This window comes from Nocardioides sp. Bht2 (genome assembly GCF_047308515.1).
Classification (GTDB): Bacteria; Actinomycetota; Actinomycetes; order Propionibacteriales; family Nocardioidaceae; genus Nocardioides.
Window position 1 is genome coordinate 40,186 of the sequence record NZ_JBLBWI010000012.1, and the last position, 15,542, is coordinate 55,727.

Sequence of the window (15,542 nt, forward strand, 5' to 3'; positions counted from 1 at the left end):
CGTCCGGTATCAGTTCGAGGTGACCAACACCGGCAACGTGACGCTGGAAGACCTCAGCGTCGACGACCCGAAGCTGGCCGCGCTCGGCATCGGGGTGGTCTGTGACTTCCCTGGCGCCAACGAGCTCGCACCGGGGGAGTCGGTGCGCTGCGTCGCCGACCGTGACTACACGATCACCGCCGCCGACGAGCAGGCCAAACACATCACCAATGTCGCAACCGTGCGAGCCACCACCAGCGTTCCGCCGCAGGTGCCGATCGAGAGCCCGCCGAGCACCACCAACGTTCCCGTCGACCGGCCCGACCCCAAGCTCAGCATCGTGAAGACCGCGGGGACGCCGAGCGACGTCAACGGCTCGGGGATCACCGACGCCGGCGACACGCTGCACTTCACCTTCATGGTGACGAACGTCGGCAACGTCCCGGTGCGCCAGATCGTCGTCGACGACCCGATGTTGGCCGGACTGACGATCACCTGCGACGCCACCGCGCTGACGGTGGGCGGACCGGGTGCCAGTACCGAATGTCTTACCGAGGAGCCCTACGTGGTGACCGCGGCGGACGTGGCGAACGGCGCGGTTGCGAACAGCGCCACCGCCAATGGCCGCGACCCCGACGACGGCCCGGTGCGCAGCCCCGAGGACACCACCTCCACGCCGACCACCTTGCCGCAACCGCAGCTGAGCCTGGTCAAGACCGCGGGCACCGTCGACGACGTCAACGGCTCCGGCCTGACCGATGCCGGCGACACCCTGGACTACACGTTCGTGGTCAGCAACGTCGGCAACGTGCCGATCAGCGCCATCACACTCAGCGACCCGAAGCTGACGGCGGCCGGTGTCGAGATCGCCTGCACCGTCAACTGTGCGGGACCGCTGGCCCCCGGTGCCGAGCGCACCTTCGCCGCGAGCGGTTACCGGATCACCCGCGCCGACGTCGTCGACGGAGCGGTGGCCAACCGTGCAACCGCTCAAGGGCAGGACCCCGACGGCGGTACGGTGCAGACCCCGCCGAGCGTGACCACGACGCCGACCACGCTGCCGCAGCCGGGGATCACCCTGGACAAGATCGTCGATCAGGTGGTGGACAGCAACGCGTCGGGCCTGACCGATGCCGGTGACCGGATCACCTATGAGTTCGTGGTGCGCAACACCGGCAACGTACCGATCGCGACTCTGCGGGTGGCCGACCCGGCGCTGGTCGCGGTCGGGATCGGGATCGTCTGTGACGCCACGACGATCGAGGTCGGGGACGAGGTGACCTGCCGCGCGGACGACGTCTATGTCGTCACCGAGGACGACGAGCGGGCCGGCGCCGTCGCCAACACCGCGACCGCGCACGGTGCCGATCCCGACCGCCTTCCGGTCGACTCGGCCCCGGACTCGACCGCGGTGCCGACCAGCGTCCCGGCACCCGCACTCAAGGTCGACAAGAGCGTCTCGGTGGTCCGGGACATCAACGGTTCCGGGCTCACCGACGCAGGTGACGAGATCGTCTACACCTTCGCGATCACCAACACCGGCAACGTCCCGGTCTTCGACCTGGAGATCGACGACCCGCGGTTGAGCCCGCTGGCGATCACCTGCACGGTCTCCTGGATCGGTCCGGGTGATGCTCCGGTGCTCTGCACCAGCGCGCCCTATGTGGTCACCGAGGCGGACGAGGCCGCAGGGTCGGTGGCGAACCGTGCCACCGCGATCGGAGACGACCCCGACGGTGATCCGGTGACCAGCCCGCCGGACACCACGTCGACGCCGACCACCCGGCCCCAGCCCACGTTGACGATCGAGAAGATCGCCTCCGCGCCCACCGACGTCAACGACTCCGGGCTGACCGACGCGGGCGACCAGATCAGCTACACCTTCTCCGTGACCAACACCGGCAACGTTCCGCTGGACGGGGTCACCGTCGTCGACGACAAGCTGGCGGCGCAGGGGATCACCATCGCCTGCCTACCCACGCGGTTGCTGCCGCGAGAGGTGGCCGCCTGCACGTCCTCGGCGCCCTACCGGGTGAGCGCGGCCGACGTCGCCGATCGTGTCGTTGCCAACAGTGCCACCGCGACGGCCACCGACCCCGACGGCGCCCCGGCGGCCAGCCCGCCGGACACGACCGCGACGCCGACCACCCGGCCCGCGCCGGGCCTGAGCATCGAGAAGCTGGCGCGGGCGCCGATCGACCGGAACGGTTCCGGGATCACCGATGCGGGAGACCGGATCATCTTCACCTTCACGGTGACCAACACCGGCAACGTTCCGCTCGACGAGGTCGTCGTCGAGGACCAGATGCTCAGCGACGCAGGCATCGCCCCGACCTGTGTCGTCGGCTGCCTCGGCAGGCTGGACCCGGGTGCGGTACGTGAGTACGTCTCGGCGCCCTACTCCGTGACCGCTGCCGACGTGGCTCGCGGTGCTGTCCACAACAGCGCCTTCGCGACCGCTGAGGACCCTGACGGTGGGGAGGTCGAGAGCCCGCCGGACACCACCTCGACGCCGACCACCGTGCCCGCGCCCGAGCTCGCGCTGGACAAGTCGGTCAGCAGCATCGACGACGTCAACGGCAACGGTCGCAGCGACGCCGGAGACCTGGTGCACTTCGGCTTCACAGTGACCAACGTCGGCAACGTGCCGATCACCCAGATCGTCGTCACCGACCCGATGCTGGGTGCGGTCACCTGTGACGCCGACACGCTGCTGCCCACCCGCAGTACCACCTGCACCGCGGCGCCCTACGAAGTCACCTTGGACGACGTCGACCAGGGTTCGGTGATCAACCGTGCCGACGTCATCGGCGTCGACCCCGACGACAATCCGCTGCCACCGGTCGGCGACACCGAAGTGGTCGACACCGACCGGGTGGTCGAGCTGCTGCTCGACAAGGAGGCCGGGGAGCCCGTTGACAGCAACGGCAACGGCCGGATCGGTGCCGGTGACGCGATCACCTACAGGTTCACCGTCACCAACACCGGAACGGTCACCGTCACCGACGTCGCCGTGGACGACCCGCTGCTCGGTACGGTGAGCTGCCTCGCCACCAGCCTGCAGGCGGGGGAGTCGACCACCTGTACGGCGGCGCCGCACATCATCACCGAACGGGAGATGGTCGCCGGCGCGGTCAACAACAAGGCCGTCGCCACCGGCACCGGCGTTCCCGGTGCCGCGCACCCCGCACTGCCGGTGAACAGCAACCAGGACCAGACCACCACACCGTTGGTCCCCGTCTCCCGGCTCTCCCTGGTCAAGGAGGCTGAGCTGCAGGACCGCAACGACAACGGCCTGGCCGACGCCGGCGAGGTGGTCCGCTACCGGTTCACCATCACCAACACCGGAACGCTGAGGATCAACAAGGTCCGGGTGGTCGACCCGATGCTGAGCAACGCCGGCGTCGCCGTCACCTGTGCTGCCCGCAGCCTGGAGCCGGGGGAGAGCACGACCTGCTCGGCCGACTACACCGTCCGGGCCGCCGATCTGGGCGACGGCCCGCTGGTCAACGTCGCCCACGCTGCCGGTGACACGACCCGGTCCCCGGTGAGCAGCGCCGACGACGCGGCCGAGGTGCGGACCGCCAGTGACAGCTCGCTGCCCGACGCCGGTGGCTTCGGGCGCGGCTGGCTGGGCCTCGGGGCCGCACTGCTCGGCGCCGGTATCGTCATCCTGGTCGGCGCCCGCCGCAGGATTCGTCGAGGAGAGAGCTGACAGATGCGTCTCGTTCCATCCCACCGCCGTCGGCTGACGGCAGTCACCGCTGTCGCGCTGTGCGGCCTGCTCGCCCTGGGAGCCTGCTCCGGCAACGACGACAAGGGCGAGTCGGGTAAGGAGAAGTCGACCCCCACCGCACAGCCCAGCGTCGACCCCGGCAAGGTCTCGCCGACCGACCTGCCCGACGTCCCGGAGCTCGCCAAGCCGGAAGGCGCCGTCGCCGACGTCTCCTTCGGGCCGTGCGTCGCCGAGCCGGGTAGGCAGGAGGTGGCCGCCACCGTCACCAACTCCGCCAAGAAGGCGCGTGACTACGTGGTGACCGTCTCCTGGATCAACGCGACCTCCGACGTGTTGGCCCGCGACGTGGCGGTGGTGAAGGCGCTGGCGGCCGGGGCCGAGAAGAAGGTGACTCTCTCGGCCGAGGTGCCGAAGCAGGCCGACCAGTGCACCTTCCACGTCCAGCGGGGGGCGCTGCGCTGACACGGAGAGCCTCCACCGATTCGCTCGCGGCTGCGAGTGATTGATAGTCTCGCCAGGTTGCCCTTCGCGGGTGACACCTGCCGTCAGAACGGCCGCGGATAAAGAGAGCCATCGATGACCTATCGGTGGCGCCGCGCAACGAACATCAGGAGAGGAGTCGCCGTATGTCCATTGGTACCGACGCGGAGACCAAGAAGAAGATCATCGCCGAATACGCCACGACCGAGGGCGACACCGGTTCTCCGGAGGTGCAGATCGCGCTGCTCAGCCACCGCATCGCCCACCTCACCGAGCACCTCAAGCAGCACAAGCACGACCACCACAGCCGTCGTGGTCTGCTGCTGCTCGTCGGCCAGCGCCGTCGTCTGCTGAACTACCTGCAGAAGACCGAGATCGAGCGCTACCGTTCGATCGTCGAGCGCCTCGGCCTTCGTCGTTGATCAACGACTTGTGACGCGCGGAAGCGGCCACCTCCCGAGGTGGCCGCTTCTTCCGCATCCATGACCCGAGCGATAGGCTCGGGACGTACACAACTGAACACGGAATTAATCCAGGAGCGACCCGCGCGACGCCGGGCCCGGTCCTCGGTAGTGGCTCTCAGATCGTCGATCTGCGAGCCTCGATCGAAGACCGGCCAATTTTATGCGGGGACTTCATTCGCACGCTCCCGCCAGTCGAGGCGGCGGCGGTTCGCTCCGCGAACAGAAAGCACACTTCTCTTCATGAGCAATGTGGCAGAACCCACTATCTCTGCTGTGGAGACCGTTCTCGATAACGGTCGCTTCGGCACCCGCAAGGTCAAGTTCGAGACGGGCCTGCTGGCCCGCCAGGCCGCCGGTTCGGTGACCGCCTACCTCGACGACGACACCATGCTGCTGTCGGCGACCACCGCCGGCAAGCACCCCAAGGACCACTTCGACTTCTTCCCGTTGACCATCGACGTGGAAGAGCGGATGTACGCGGCCGGCAAGATCCCCGGCTCGTTCTTCCGTAGCGAAGGCCGCCCGGGCGAGGACGCGATCCTCACCTGCCGCCTGATCGACCGCCCGCTGCGCCCGACCTTCAAGAAGGGTCTGCGCAACGAGGTCCAGGTCGTCATCACGGTGATGGCACTCAACCCCGACACCCCCTACGACGTGCTGGCGATCAACGCCGCGTCGCTGTCGACCCAGCTCTCCGGGCTGCCGTTCTCCGGCCCGGTCGGCGGCGTCCGCGTCGCCCTGATCGACGGCCAGTGGGTGGCGTTCCCGACCCACAGCCAGCTCGAGGACGCCGTCTTCGACATGGTCGTGGCCGGCCGCGTCACCGAGACCGGCGACGTCGCCATCATGATGGTGGAGGCCGAGGCCACCGAGACCACCTTCGACAAGGTGCAGGCCGGTGCCCAGGCTCCGACCGAGGCGATCGTGGCCACCGGCCTCGACGCTGCCAAGCCCTTCATCAAGCAGCTGGTTCAGGCCCAGGCCGAGCTCGCCGCTGTGGCCGCCAAGCCGGTCCAGGAGTTCCCGATCTTCCTCGACTACGAGGACGACGTCTACGAGGCCGTCACGGCTGCCGCCAAGGCTGACCTGACCAGCGCGATGACGATCGGCGACAAGCAGGAGCGCGAGGCCAAGACCGACGAGCTCAAGGTTGCGCTGCTGGAGAAGCTGGCCGGCCAGTTCGAGGGTCGCGAGAAGGAGATCGGCGCAGCGTTCCGCTCGCTGAACAAGGAGGTCGTGCGCGAGCGCGTCCTGCGCGACAAGGTCCGCATCGACGGTCGTGGCCTCGCCGACATCCGTCCGCTGCACTCCGAGGTCGGCGTGATCCCGCGCGTCCACGGTTCGGCTCTGTTCGAGCGTGGCGAGACCCAGATCCTGGGCGTCACCACCCTCGACATGCTGAAGCTCGAGCAGCAGCTCGACACGCTGTCGCCGGAGAAGCACCGCCGCTACATGCACAAGTACGTCTTCCCGCCGTTCTCCACCGGTGAGACCGGCCGCGTCGGCTCGCCGAAGCGCCGCGAGGTCGGACACGGTGCGCTGGCCCGCCGCGCCCTGCTGCCGGTGCTGCCGAGCCGCGAGGAGTTCCCCTACGCGATCCGTCAGCTCTCCGAGGCGATGGGCTCCAACGGCTCGACCTCGATGGGCTCCGTCTGCGCCTCGACCCTGTCGCTGCTCGCCGCCGGTGTGCCGCTGAAGGCCTCCGTCGCCGGTATCGCGATGGGCCTCATCTCGGGTGAGATCGACGGCGAGACCCAGTACGTCGCGCTGACCGACATCCTCGGTGCCGAGGACGCCTTCGGCGACATGGACTTCAAGGTCGCCGGTACCAAGGAGTTCGTCACCGCGCTCCAGCTCGACACCAAGCTCGACGGCATCCCGGCCGAGGTCCTCGCTGCGGCGCTGACCCAGGCCCGTGACGCCCGTCTGGCCATCCTCGAGGTGATGAACGAGGCGATCGACGCTCCCGACGAGATGTCGGTGCACGCCCCGCGGATCATCACGGTGAAGGTGCCGGTCGACAAGATCGGCGAGGTCATCGGCCCCAAGGGCAAGGTGATCAACCAGATCCAGGACGACACCGGCGCAACCCTCTCCATCGAGGACGACGGCACCGTCTACATCGGCGCGACCAACGGCGAGGCAGCCGAGGCGGCCCGCGCGGCCGTCAACGCCATCGCCAACCCGACGATGCCCGAGGTCGGCGAGCGCTACCTCGGCACCGTCGTCAAGACGACCAACTTCGGTGCGTTCGTCTCCCTGCTCCCGGGCAAGGACGGCCTGCTGCACATCAGCAAGCTCCGTTCGCTGGCCGGCGGCAAGCGGGTCGACACGGTCGAAGACGTCCTCGCCGTGGGCCAGAAGGTCCAGGTCCAGATCGCCGAGATCGACGACCGCGGCAAGCTCTCCCTGATCCCCGTGGTCGAGGAGTCGGAGTCGGCTGAGGCCGGCGACGCCGCGACCGAGGACGACGCGGAAGCCTGAGCATGACCCACGCATCAAGCGTGCACCCGACCGGCCGGCAGATTTCTGCCGGCCGGTCGGCCGTTGCGCAGCAGACCGGCAGCACCCGCACCCTGCTCACCGAGAAGGACCAGGACGGCCAGGTCGTCTCCCAGGTCCGACGGACGGTGCTGCCCGGCGGCCTCCGCGTGGTCACCGAACAGATGGCCGGCGTCCGCTCGGCGAGCATCGGCGTCTGGGTGGGTGTCGGGTCGCGGGACGAGAGTCCCTCGCTGCACGGCTGCTCGCACTTCCTTGAGCATCTGCTCTTCAAGGGCACCCGGGAGCGCACCGCGATGGATATCTCGGTCGCTCTCGACGCGGTGGGCGGCGAGTTCAACGCCTTCACCGCCAAGGAGTACACCTGCTTCCACGCGCGGGTGCTCGACCACGATCTCGAGATGACCGTCGACGTGCTCGGCGACATGATCACCGGATCGTTGCTGGCCGACGCCGATGTCGAAGCCGAGCGCGAGGTGATCCTCGACGAGATCGCCATGCACGACGACGATCCCGACGACGTGGTGCACAACCTCTTCGCGGCCCAGGCGTACGGCGACACCCCCTTGGGGCGTCCGATCGCCGGTACCGAAGAGTCGATCCGGGCGTTGACCCGGGCCCAGATCAACCGGTTCTACAAGAGCCACTACCGCGCCGCGAACATGGTGGTCGCGGTCGCCGGCAACATCGACCATGCCACCGTGGTCCGTCAGGTGCGCGCAGCCTTCGGTAGGCACGGCTTCCTCAAGGGCGACGAGGCCCCGGTGCCGCCGCGGATCACCGAGCGGGCCCGTCGGGTCACCGCAGGAACGGCGATGGTCGCCAAGCCCTTCGAGCAGGTGAACCTCGTCCTGGGCGTCAAGGGGATCACCCGCAGCGACGAGCGGCGCTTCGCGCTCGGCGTGCTCTCCACGGCGATCGGTGGTGGGACGTCGTCACGGCTCTTCCAGGAGGTGCGTGAGCGACGCGGGTTGGCCTATTCGGTCTACTTCTTCGGCAGCAGCCATGCCGACGCCGGTCTGGTCGGCGTCGCTGTGGGGTGCCTGCCCGGCAAGTACGACGAGGTCCTGGAGGTGATCCGCGCCGAGCTGGGCAAGGTCGCCCGCGAGGGGATCACCGCCGAAGAGCTGACCCGCGGCAAAGGCCAGATGAAGGGCGGTCTGGTCCTCGGTATGGAGGATTCCGGCTCCCGGATGAGTCGGATCGGCAAGGCCGAACTCGTCCACGACGAGATGCTTAGCCTCGACGAGGTCCTCGAACGGATCGACGCCGTCACCCTCGACGACGTCCGGACCCTGGCCGCCAAGCTCTTCGCCCAGCCCGAGATCCTCGCCGTCGTCGGCCCCCAATAGCCGAACCGTCAGGCACACGCGCCGAGCCGTCAGGCACACGCGCCGAGCCGTCAGGCACACGCTCCGAGCCGTCAGACATACGCGCCGAACCGTCAGGCACACGCGCTGAGCCGTCAGTCGTTCAGCTGGCGCCGTCACCTATGTGACGGTTCGACGCGTCTCACTGACGGTTCGGCGCGTATAGCTGACAGTTCGGCGCATGTAGCTGACGGTTCGGCTAACGGCGGGCGATGAGGCCGATCGCCAGCGGCTGGTTGTTGTTGATCACCGAGACCTCGAAGCCGGCTCTGACGAGGGCGTCGGAGGCTTTGCCGGCCATCGTCAGCAGCTCGTCGGCCTTGGGGGCGTCGTAGAAGAGGAAGAGCGCGCCGCCGGGGGAGAGGCGCTCGTGGATCAGCGCCAACTCGTCCTGGCACTCGCGGACCCAGAAGAGGTTCACGTTGAAGGCGAAGGCGCGGTCCAGACGCTTGACCGGAACCCGCAGGGTCGCCAGATCGATGTGCCGGACGGCGAGGCGACCAGCCTCCACATACTTGGCGCAACGCCGCTTGGTGCGGTCGACTCCGGACTCGGAACGGTCGATCGCGAGCAGGCGGCCCGTGGTCAGGCGACTGCAGATCAGCTCGGCTGCGAACCCCTGTCCGCACCCGATCTCGAGAATCTGATCGGCCGGTTGGACATCGAGTACGTCCACGGCCCAGCGGATCCGCGCTGGAATCGTCTGCAACACCATGGGGTAAAGATTGCCACCTCCTGTTCCAAACGCACACCACCGGTCCGGCTTCGTGTCGCAACGCAGTAGGTTTGGACACGTGAGTGACGTGAAGATTCGGGTGGGCGTGCTGGGTGCACGCGGCAAGGTCGGCAGTGAGATCTGCTCCGTCGTGGAGGCCGCGGCAGACCTCGAACTGGTGGCCGCCATCGACGCCGGAGACGACCGCGAGGAGTTGGTCCGCTCCGGCGCGCAGGTCGTCGTGGACTTCACCCACCCCGATGTGGTGATGGGCAACCTGGAGTACTGCATCGCCAACGGCATCCACGCCGTCGTCGGCACGACCGGCTTCGACGACGAGCGTCTGGCCCAACTGGAGGCCTGGCTGGCCGCCAAGCCGGAGGCCGGCGTGCTGATCGCTCCCAACTTCTCCATCGGCGCGATCCTGATGATGCGCTTCGCCGCGCTCGCCGCCCCGCACTACGAATCGGTGGAGATCATCGAACTGCATCACCCGACCAAGGCCGACGCGCCGTCCGGTACCGCCCGGCGGACCGCCGAACTGGTCAGCGAAGCGCGCCGCGAGGCCGGCTCCGCGCCGATGCCGGACGCCACCTCCACCTCCCTGGACGGCGCCCGCGGTGCCGACGTCGACGGCGTCCGGGTGCACTCGATCCGGGCCCGTGGCCTGATCGCTCACCAGGAGGTCGTCCTGGGCGGCCCCGGCGAGACCCTGACCATCCGGCACGACTCGATGGACCGTGCCTCGTTCGGGCCCGGCGTTCTCGCCGGTGTCCGTGCGATCGGTAGCAACCCGGGACTGACGGTCGGCCTCGAGCACTTCCTCGACCTGGGCTGAACCACGATCGACCACGCCACTCATCGGGCGTGGGCGAAAGTGTGGTGTCCAGGCCGTAACCCGCTCTGCAACTTCGTGCATTGCGAAGATCTGCAGCGCCGTTGATCTCGCCACCACACGGTGGCGTTGGCAGCCTTCGACCCGGAGGGTCACACAGAAGGCAGGTAGATCAGCATGCGTGTTATCTCGGCAGCGGCCGTTCTCGGGCTCGCGGCATCGCTGGGGGTGGTCGGCGTCGCCGGTCCCACCCAGGCGCAGCAGGATCGGCCGGGCGCCCTGGCCGCGCTGGACGCCCATCCCGCGCTGGCCCGCGACGCCGCCGGACAGGGCTTCGAGCGGCGGGCTCAGATCCGGGACGCGAACGGCCGCACCCACGTCCGGTTCGAGCGGACCTACCGGGGGCTTCCGGTGATCGGTGGCGACCTGGTCGTCCACCAGAGCGCGGACGGCGACCTCAGCGGCGTCAACCAGACCCTGCGGGCTCCGCTCTCGCTCGCCACCAAGGCGCGGGTCGCGCGGGGCGTGGCGGAGCGCAAGGCGACCGGCAGCCGGTTCCAGCGGGCGATCCGGAAGGCGGAGGTGACCGGTACCGCGCAACTCGTGGTGGACGCCACGGCAGCGAAGCCGGTCCTGGCCTGGGAGGTGGTGACCTCCGGGGTACAGCGCGATGGCACGCCGAGCCGGCTCGCCACCTATGTCGATGCGACCTCGGGCACGGTGCTCCGCGCGGTGCAGCAGATCCACAATGTCGACGGCCAGGGCACGGGGCTCTACAGCGGCTCGGTGCCGGTGGAGATCAGCACCAGCGGAAGCGGGTATGTGCTGACCGACCCGGATCGCGGGAACTCGTCGACGGTGGATGCGCAGAACAAGACCGACGGTCTGCTCTGCAACCTGCTGGGGCTCGGCTGCGCGAAGGGGGTCGCATTCGCCAGCACCGACACCTCCTATGGCACCGGCACCTCGGCGAGTCGGGAGAGCGCGGCGGTCGACGCCCACTACGGCGCCGCGCAGACCTGGGACTACTTCGCTCAGGTGCACGGCCGGCAGGGGATCTTCGGGAACGGCAAGGGAGCCGTCAGCCGGGTGCATTACGGCAATGGTTATGTGAACGCCTTCTGGGACGGCGAGAAGATGACCTACGGCGACGGGGACGGCACCAACTACGGCCCGTTGGTCTCCCTCGACGTGGCGGGCCACGAGATGAGCCACGGAGTCACCGAGAACACCGCGAACCTCACCTACTCGGGTGAGTCCGGTGGCCTCAACGAGGCGACGTCGGACATCTTCGGCACGATGGTCGAGTTCCATGCCGCCAACACCAACGACCCCGGGGACTACCTGATCGGTGAGGAGTTCGACCTGGCCGACGGCAGTGGGCTGCGGCGGATGGACGACCCGGCCTCCGACGGCAAGTCGGTGGGGTGCTGGACCAGCACCACCAAGAACCTCGACGTGCACTACTCGTCCGGCGTCGGCAACCACTTCTTCTACCTGCTGGCCGAGGGGTCGGGAGCCAAGACGGTCGGCGGCAAGGCACACAACAGCCCGACCTGCAACGGCTCGAGCCTCGCTGGGATCGGCCGAGCCGCCGCGGCTGACATCTGGTTCCGGGCACTGACCGTCTACTTCACCTCGGGCACCACCTACGCCCAGGCCCGGACGGCGACCCTGCAGTCCGCCACCGACCTGTACGGCCCCAGCTCGCCTCAGCGGGCCGCTGTGGCCGCCGCTTGGAGCGCCGTCGGCGTGAACTGACGTCCAGGACTCGCTGGCCCGCTCCGTGCTGCGTCGGGGCGGGCCAGTGCTCTCTTCAGCGCGCTCTCCGGGGCCCCGGTGCACTCACGTCAGGCGAGGGCGGTGTGCAGCCGGACCTGCTTGAGCCGCTGCGGCTCCGTGCCTGGTGCCGCGACGTCGAGTTCGAGCTCGCGGTACGCACCGTCCGGGGCCCAACCGGCGGCGGTCAGGAACTTTCGAGTCTCGTCGTCCGCCGCATTCACCCAGGTGACGGCCCTGGTGAAGCGGTCCGACGTCAGGGTGTCGGCAGCGGCTTGAAGGAGGCGTGACCCGTGGCCCTGCCGGCGCTGGGCGGAGGGCACGGTCAGTTCGCCCACCTCACCGACGACGATCGGGTCGCAGTCCGGGTCGGCGGCCGGCGAGGTGGTGACGAAGCCCTGGACCTGGTTGCGGAGGAGGGCGACCAGGACCCGGTTGCGGGCGTCGCCCGGTCGGGTCAGGGCGTGGTGCCAGCTCGCGGCGACAGCGTCGGGGTCGAGGCCGGCCGTCACAGAGGCGGGCAGATCGCGGTACTGCTCGTGCCAGGCGTCGAGTTGGGCACGGGCGATGGCGGCGGCGTCATCGGCCCAGGCCACGCGGACCGAGGTGTCGGCGGTGGGGGACATGCGGACCATCCTGCCGCATATGGCGTGATCTGGATCACGTGGTGCTACGGTGGCCGGGATGTTCGCCGGGGGACGATCGCACACGGTCCGACTCCGGGGAGCCTCTGTCCCTGACCTCGAACATGAACGATGACCTCGAACATGACGATGATGACGTACTTGACCGGCTGGTCGGCGCCGACGATGTCCGCTCCGACACTGCCGATGCTTCCGCCGCCTCCGCATGCGTGGGAGATCGCAGCCAGGATCCCTGATCCGATCAGGCCGCACGCCACGATCGCCGAGAACGGCATCCTCTATGACGTCGTCGCCTACGACCAGGGCGACGTCCACGTCCAGATCAGCTTGGCGGATCTGCCGCCGCGCGCCGTTGACACGCTCCGGGAGCGGCTGATCCAGGCGCTCTGCGAGGAAGGTTTCCGGCGCGTCGACGTCGAGTGCCTCTGACGTGCTGCCGGGCTGGCGCCGGGCCGTCATACGTTCGGTGGAAGTGCGTCCACGCGGCGTATGACGTCCGCAGGGAGCGCAGCGGGTTCAGAGTGCGTCGAGGCGCGGCGAGAGCCGGATCGCGCCAAGCGTGCCCAGCGACAGGCCGGCGACGGCGAGCCAGACGCCGTCCGGATGCAGGCTGTCGCCCATCAACAGCAGTCCGACCACGGCAGGCACGAAGGTCTGGTTGACGATCATCGCGCCGGTGGCGGGGGTGACATCGGCGCGCGACATCGAGACCGAGTAGAGCCAGAAGGCGATCAGGCCGAAGATCGGGAGCAGGAGCGCCGAGAGGATCGTCGGCCCGGTCAGTTCGGTGCCGACGCCGCGCATCGCCAGGGCGGAACCGGCATAGCCGAGCCCCGCGAGCGCACCGAGCGCGACGGCGTCCTTGCCGTTCAGCAGGAGCAGGCCACCGACGACGCAGACGGCGAGTAGCGCGGCGAGACCCAGGGGCAGCGACCAGCCTTCGATCTGCGGCCCGGGTTCGCCCGCCCCGAAGGCGAGCAGGGCGATGCCCAGGCAGACCGCGCCGACGCCGACGAGTCGGCCGCGGCCGAGGGGTTCGTGGAAGACCCGGGCGGAGCAGACCGCCGTCACCGGCATCGAGAACGCGACGCAGGCCTGAGCGAGGTAGAGCGGTAGCAGGACTACCGAGACCGCGTGCAGCACGAAGCCGACGAGGTAGGCACCGACCACGAGGAGCATGGCCGGGCTGCGCAACGAAGCGCGTATGAAATCGCCGAACCCACTGACCGCGAAGTCGCGGGCGACGGCTGCCTGCACCACCGCGGCCACCCCGAAGACGGTGGCCGAGGCGAGTGCGGCGATGAGCCCGATCAGCGGTAGTGCTCCGGCAGCGGCTGCCCGATCTTGATCTGCGGCTTGGGCAGGCGCAGGAAGCGCATGTTCACGGCGCGCATGATCGCGTAGAACGTGAGCCCCTTCAACGGAGCGTCGGGGAAGCGCTGGCTGACCGCCTTGCGCACCCGGAAGCGCAGCATCACGGTGTCGCCGACGACCAGCAGGATGGTCGCCAGCCAGAGGCCGTTCGCGATCGAGGCGCCGCCGGTGCCGAAGATGCCGGTACCGAGCAGCAGGATCAGGATCAGCAGCGGCGCGAGCAGTTCGGCGATGTTGAGCCGGCAGTCCACGAAGTCACGCACGAAGCGCCGCACCGGGCCCTTGTCGCGTGCCGGGAGGTTGGCGTCGTCGCCGGACTTCAGCGCGGCGCGCACCGCCTGGCTCGACTCGAGGCGGAGCTCGCGCTGACGGCGCGCAGCTTCCTTGCGGGTCCGCGGGGGCCTGGCGCGCAGCTTGGCTGCCTCCTGGGCTTCCTTGCGGGTAGGGGTGGGGCGTCCCTTGCCGGTGGGCTTGGGGACGTCGGTGGGTTCAGGCTGCGACTCGGCAGAGGAGCGACGGAACAACGCGATGAGGCCAATCGGCGAGGGAGTACGACAGGACCAGTTTAGGGCGTCACCTAGTAGGGTTGATCGAGACGTAGATCCGAACAGATGGGACGCCCCTTCGATGAGCATCTGGAAGCGCATGACCTTGGTCTTCCGGTCCAAGGCCAACAAGGCACTGGACCGTGCAGAGGACCCCCGCGAGGTGCTCGACTACAGCTACCAGCGCCAGCTGGAACTGCTGTCGAAGGTCCGGCGCGGTGTCGCTGACGTGGCCACCAGCCGGAAGCGGATCGAGCTCCAGGTCACCCAGCTCGAGCAGCAGCAGAGCAAGCTCCAGACGCAGGCTCAGAAGGCGATCGACATGGGCCGCGAGGACCTCGCCCGCGAGGCGCTGACCCGCAAGTCGGGCCTCAATCAGCAGATCGAGGACCTCCGTCTCCAGCACGCCAACCTGCAGGCCGAGGAGGAGAAGCTCACCCTCGCCCAACAGCGCCTGCAGGCCAAGGTCGAAGCCTTCCGCACCAAGAAGGAGACGATCAAGGCGACCTACACCGCAGCCGAGGCGCAGACCAAGATCAACGAGGCGCTCTCCGGTATCGGTGAGGAGATGGGCGACGTCGGCATGGCGATCCAGCGGGCCGAGGACAAGACCGCGACGATGCAGGCCCGCGCCGGTGCGATCGACGAGCTGCTCGCTTCCGGCGCGCTCGACGACGTCACCGCACCGGGTGGCGGCGACAGTATCGCCCGTGAGCTCGACGCACTGAGCTCGGCCGCCGACGTCGAGTCGGAGCTGGCCGCGCTCAAGGGTGCCAGCGCCCCGGCCGCGATCGAGAGCCCGATCCTGGACGCCGAGCCGACCAAGCAGGAGGGCCAGGCATGATCGTCCGGATCCTGGGGGAGGGCCAGTTCGACGTCGACGACGCCCACGTGGCTCGTCTCAACGAGCTGGACGACGCGCTGGAGACGGCGATCGAGGCCGACGACGAGGCTGGCTTCGCTGCCGCCCTGGCGGCGTTGCTCGACCAGGTGCGTTCGGTGGGCGCGCCGCACGACGCCGAGGCGATCGACGTCTCCGACGCCGTGCTGCCGTATGCCGAGGCGACCTTGGCGCAGGTCCGTGAACTGCTCGCCGACGATGGATTGATCCCGGGCTGA

14 protein-coding genes are annotated in these 15,542 nt (G+C 68.9%); 10 read left to right on the forward strand and 4 right to left on the reverse strand.

Features of this window, described 5'->3' with window-relative positions; genetic code table 11:
• Positions 1 to 19 precede the first annotated feature (19 nt).
• The 5 genes from ACLM5J_RS14770 to ACLM5J_RS14790 all read left to right on the forward strand — a co-directional run bounded on the left by ACLM5J_RS14770 (position 20) and on the right by ACLM5J_RS14790 (position 8,513).
• Positions 20 to 3,694: a hypothetical protein gene (locus ACLM5J_RS14770; RefSeq protein WP_413657203.1), complete on the forward strand. Its 3,675-nt coding sequence runs from the start codon at positions 20 to 22 to the stop codon at positions 3,692 to 3,694.
• Between the two features lie 3 nt (positions 3,695 to 3,697).
• Positions 3,698 to 4,177 carry a hypothetical protein gene (locus tag ACLM5J_RS14775; protein ID WP_413657204.1) on the forward strand — a complete coding sequence of 160 codons (480 nt, stop codon included), beginning with the start codon at positions 3,698 to 3,700 and terminating at the stop codon, positions 4,175 to 4,177.
• Between the two features lie 164 nt (positions 4,178 to 4,341).
• Positions 4,342 to 4,617 carry a 30S ribosomal protein S15 gene (gene rpsO, locus ACLM5J_RS14780; protein ID WP_343991827.1) on the forward strand — a complete coding sequence of 92 codons (276 nt, stop codon included), beginning with the start codon at positions 4,342 to 4,344 and terminating at the stop codon, positions 4,615 to 4,617.
• 282 nt (positions 4,618 to 4,899) lie between these two features.
• Positions 4,900 to 7,143, forward strand: coding sequence for a polyribonucleotide nucleotidyltransferase (locus ACLM5J_RS14785; RefSeq protein WP_413657206.1), 2,244 nt, complete (start codon positions 4,900 to 4,902; stop codon positions 7,141 to 7,143).
• 2 nt (positions 7,144 to 7,145) lie between these two features.
• Positions 7,146 to 8,513: a M16 family metallopeptidase gene (locus tag ACLM5J_RS14790; protein WP_413657207.1), complete on the forward strand. Its 1,368-nt coding sequence runs from the start codon at positions 7,146 to 7,148 to the stop codon at positions 8,511 to 8,513.
• A 217-nt stretch (positions 8,514 to 8,730) separates the two neighbouring features.
• Here ACLM5J_RS14790 and ACLM5J_RS14795 read toward each other — a convergent pair whose 3' ends face one another.
• The gene (locus ACLM5J_RS14795) at positions 8,731 to 9,246 is read right to left on the reverse strand and encodes a class I SAM-dependent methyltransferase (protein ID WP_413657208.1); all 516 of its coding nucleotides are present in this window, start codon (positions 9,244 to 9,246) and stop codon (positions 8,731 to 8,733) included.
• A 79-nt stretch (positions 9,247 to 9,325) separates the two neighbouring features.
• Here ACLM5J_RS14795 and dapB point away from each other — a divergent pair, with 79 nt between their 5' ends.
• Both dapB and ACLM5J_RS14805 read left to right on the forward strand, forming a co-directional pair.
• A complete protein-coding gene (gene dapB / locus ACLM5J_RS14800) occupies positions 9,326 to 10,084 on the forward strand; it encodes a 4-hydroxy-tetrahydrodipicolinate reductase (RefSeq protein WP_413657209.1) in 759 nt (252 codons plus the stop codon).
• A gap of 174 nt (positions 10,085 to 10,258) precedes the next feature.
• Positions 10,259 to 11,842 (forward strand): M4 family metallopeptidase, encoded by a 1,584-nt coding sequence (locus ACLM5J_RS14805; RefSeq protein WP_413657210.1) that lies wholly within the window; start codon positions 10,259 to 10,261, stop codon positions 11,840 to 11,842.
• 89 nt (positions 11,843 to 11,931) lie between these two features.
• Here ACLM5J_RS14805 and ACLM5J_RS14810 read toward each other — a convergent pair whose 3' ends face one another.
• Entirely contained in the window at positions 11,932 to 12,486 is a 555-nt protein-coding gene (locus tag ACLM5J_RS14810; protein ID WP_413657211.1) for an N-acetyltransferase family protein, read from the reverse strand.
• A 150-nt stretch (positions 12,487 to 12,636) separates the two neighbouring features.
• Between ACLM5J_RS14810 and ACLM5J_RS14815 the strand changes: the two genes are divergently transcribed.
• The gene (locus tag ACLM5J_RS14815) at positions 12,637 to 12,933 is read left to right on the forward strand and encodes a hypothetical protein (protein ID WP_413657212.1); all 297 of its coding nucleotides are present in this window, start codon (positions 12,637 to 12,639) and stop codon (positions 12,931 to 12,933) included.
• An 87-nt stretch (positions 12,934 to 13,020) separates the two neighbouring features.
• Here ACLM5J_RS14815 and ACLM5J_RS14820 read toward each other — a convergent pair whose 3' ends face one another.
• Positions 13,021 to 13,773 (reverse strand): hypothetical protein, encoded by a 753-nt coding sequence (locus tag ACLM5J_RS14820; RefSeq protein WP_413657213.1) that lies wholly within the window; start codon positions 13,771 to 13,773, stop codon positions 13,021 to 13,023.
• Between the two features lie 41 nt (positions 13,774 to 13,814).
• Complete coding sequence (locus ACLM5J_RS14825; protein ID WP_413657214.1) at positions 13,815 to 14,402, reverse strand: DUF3043 domain-containing protein; 588 nt, start codon at positions 14,400 to 14,402, stop codon at positions 13,815 to 13,817.
• Between the two features lie 103 nt (positions 14,403 to 14,505).
• Here ACLM5J_RS14825 and ACLM5J_RS14830 point away from each other — a divergent pair, with 103 nt between their 5' ends.
• Positions 14,506 to 15,267 carry a PspA/IM30 family protein gene (locus ACLM5J_RS14830; protein ID WP_413657215.1) on the forward strand — a complete coding sequence of 254 codons (762 nt, stop codon included), beginning with the start codon at positions 14,506 to 14,508 and terminating at the stop codon, positions 15,265 to 15,267.
• Positions 15,264 to 15,542 (forward strand): PspA-associated protein PspAA, encoded by a 279-nt coding sequence (pspAA, locus tag ACLM5J_RS14835; protein ID WP_413657216.1) that lies wholly within the window; start codon positions 15,264 to 15,266, stop codon positions 15,540 to 15,542. Before ACLM5J_RS14830 ends, pspAA begins: the two co-directional genes overlap by 4 nt.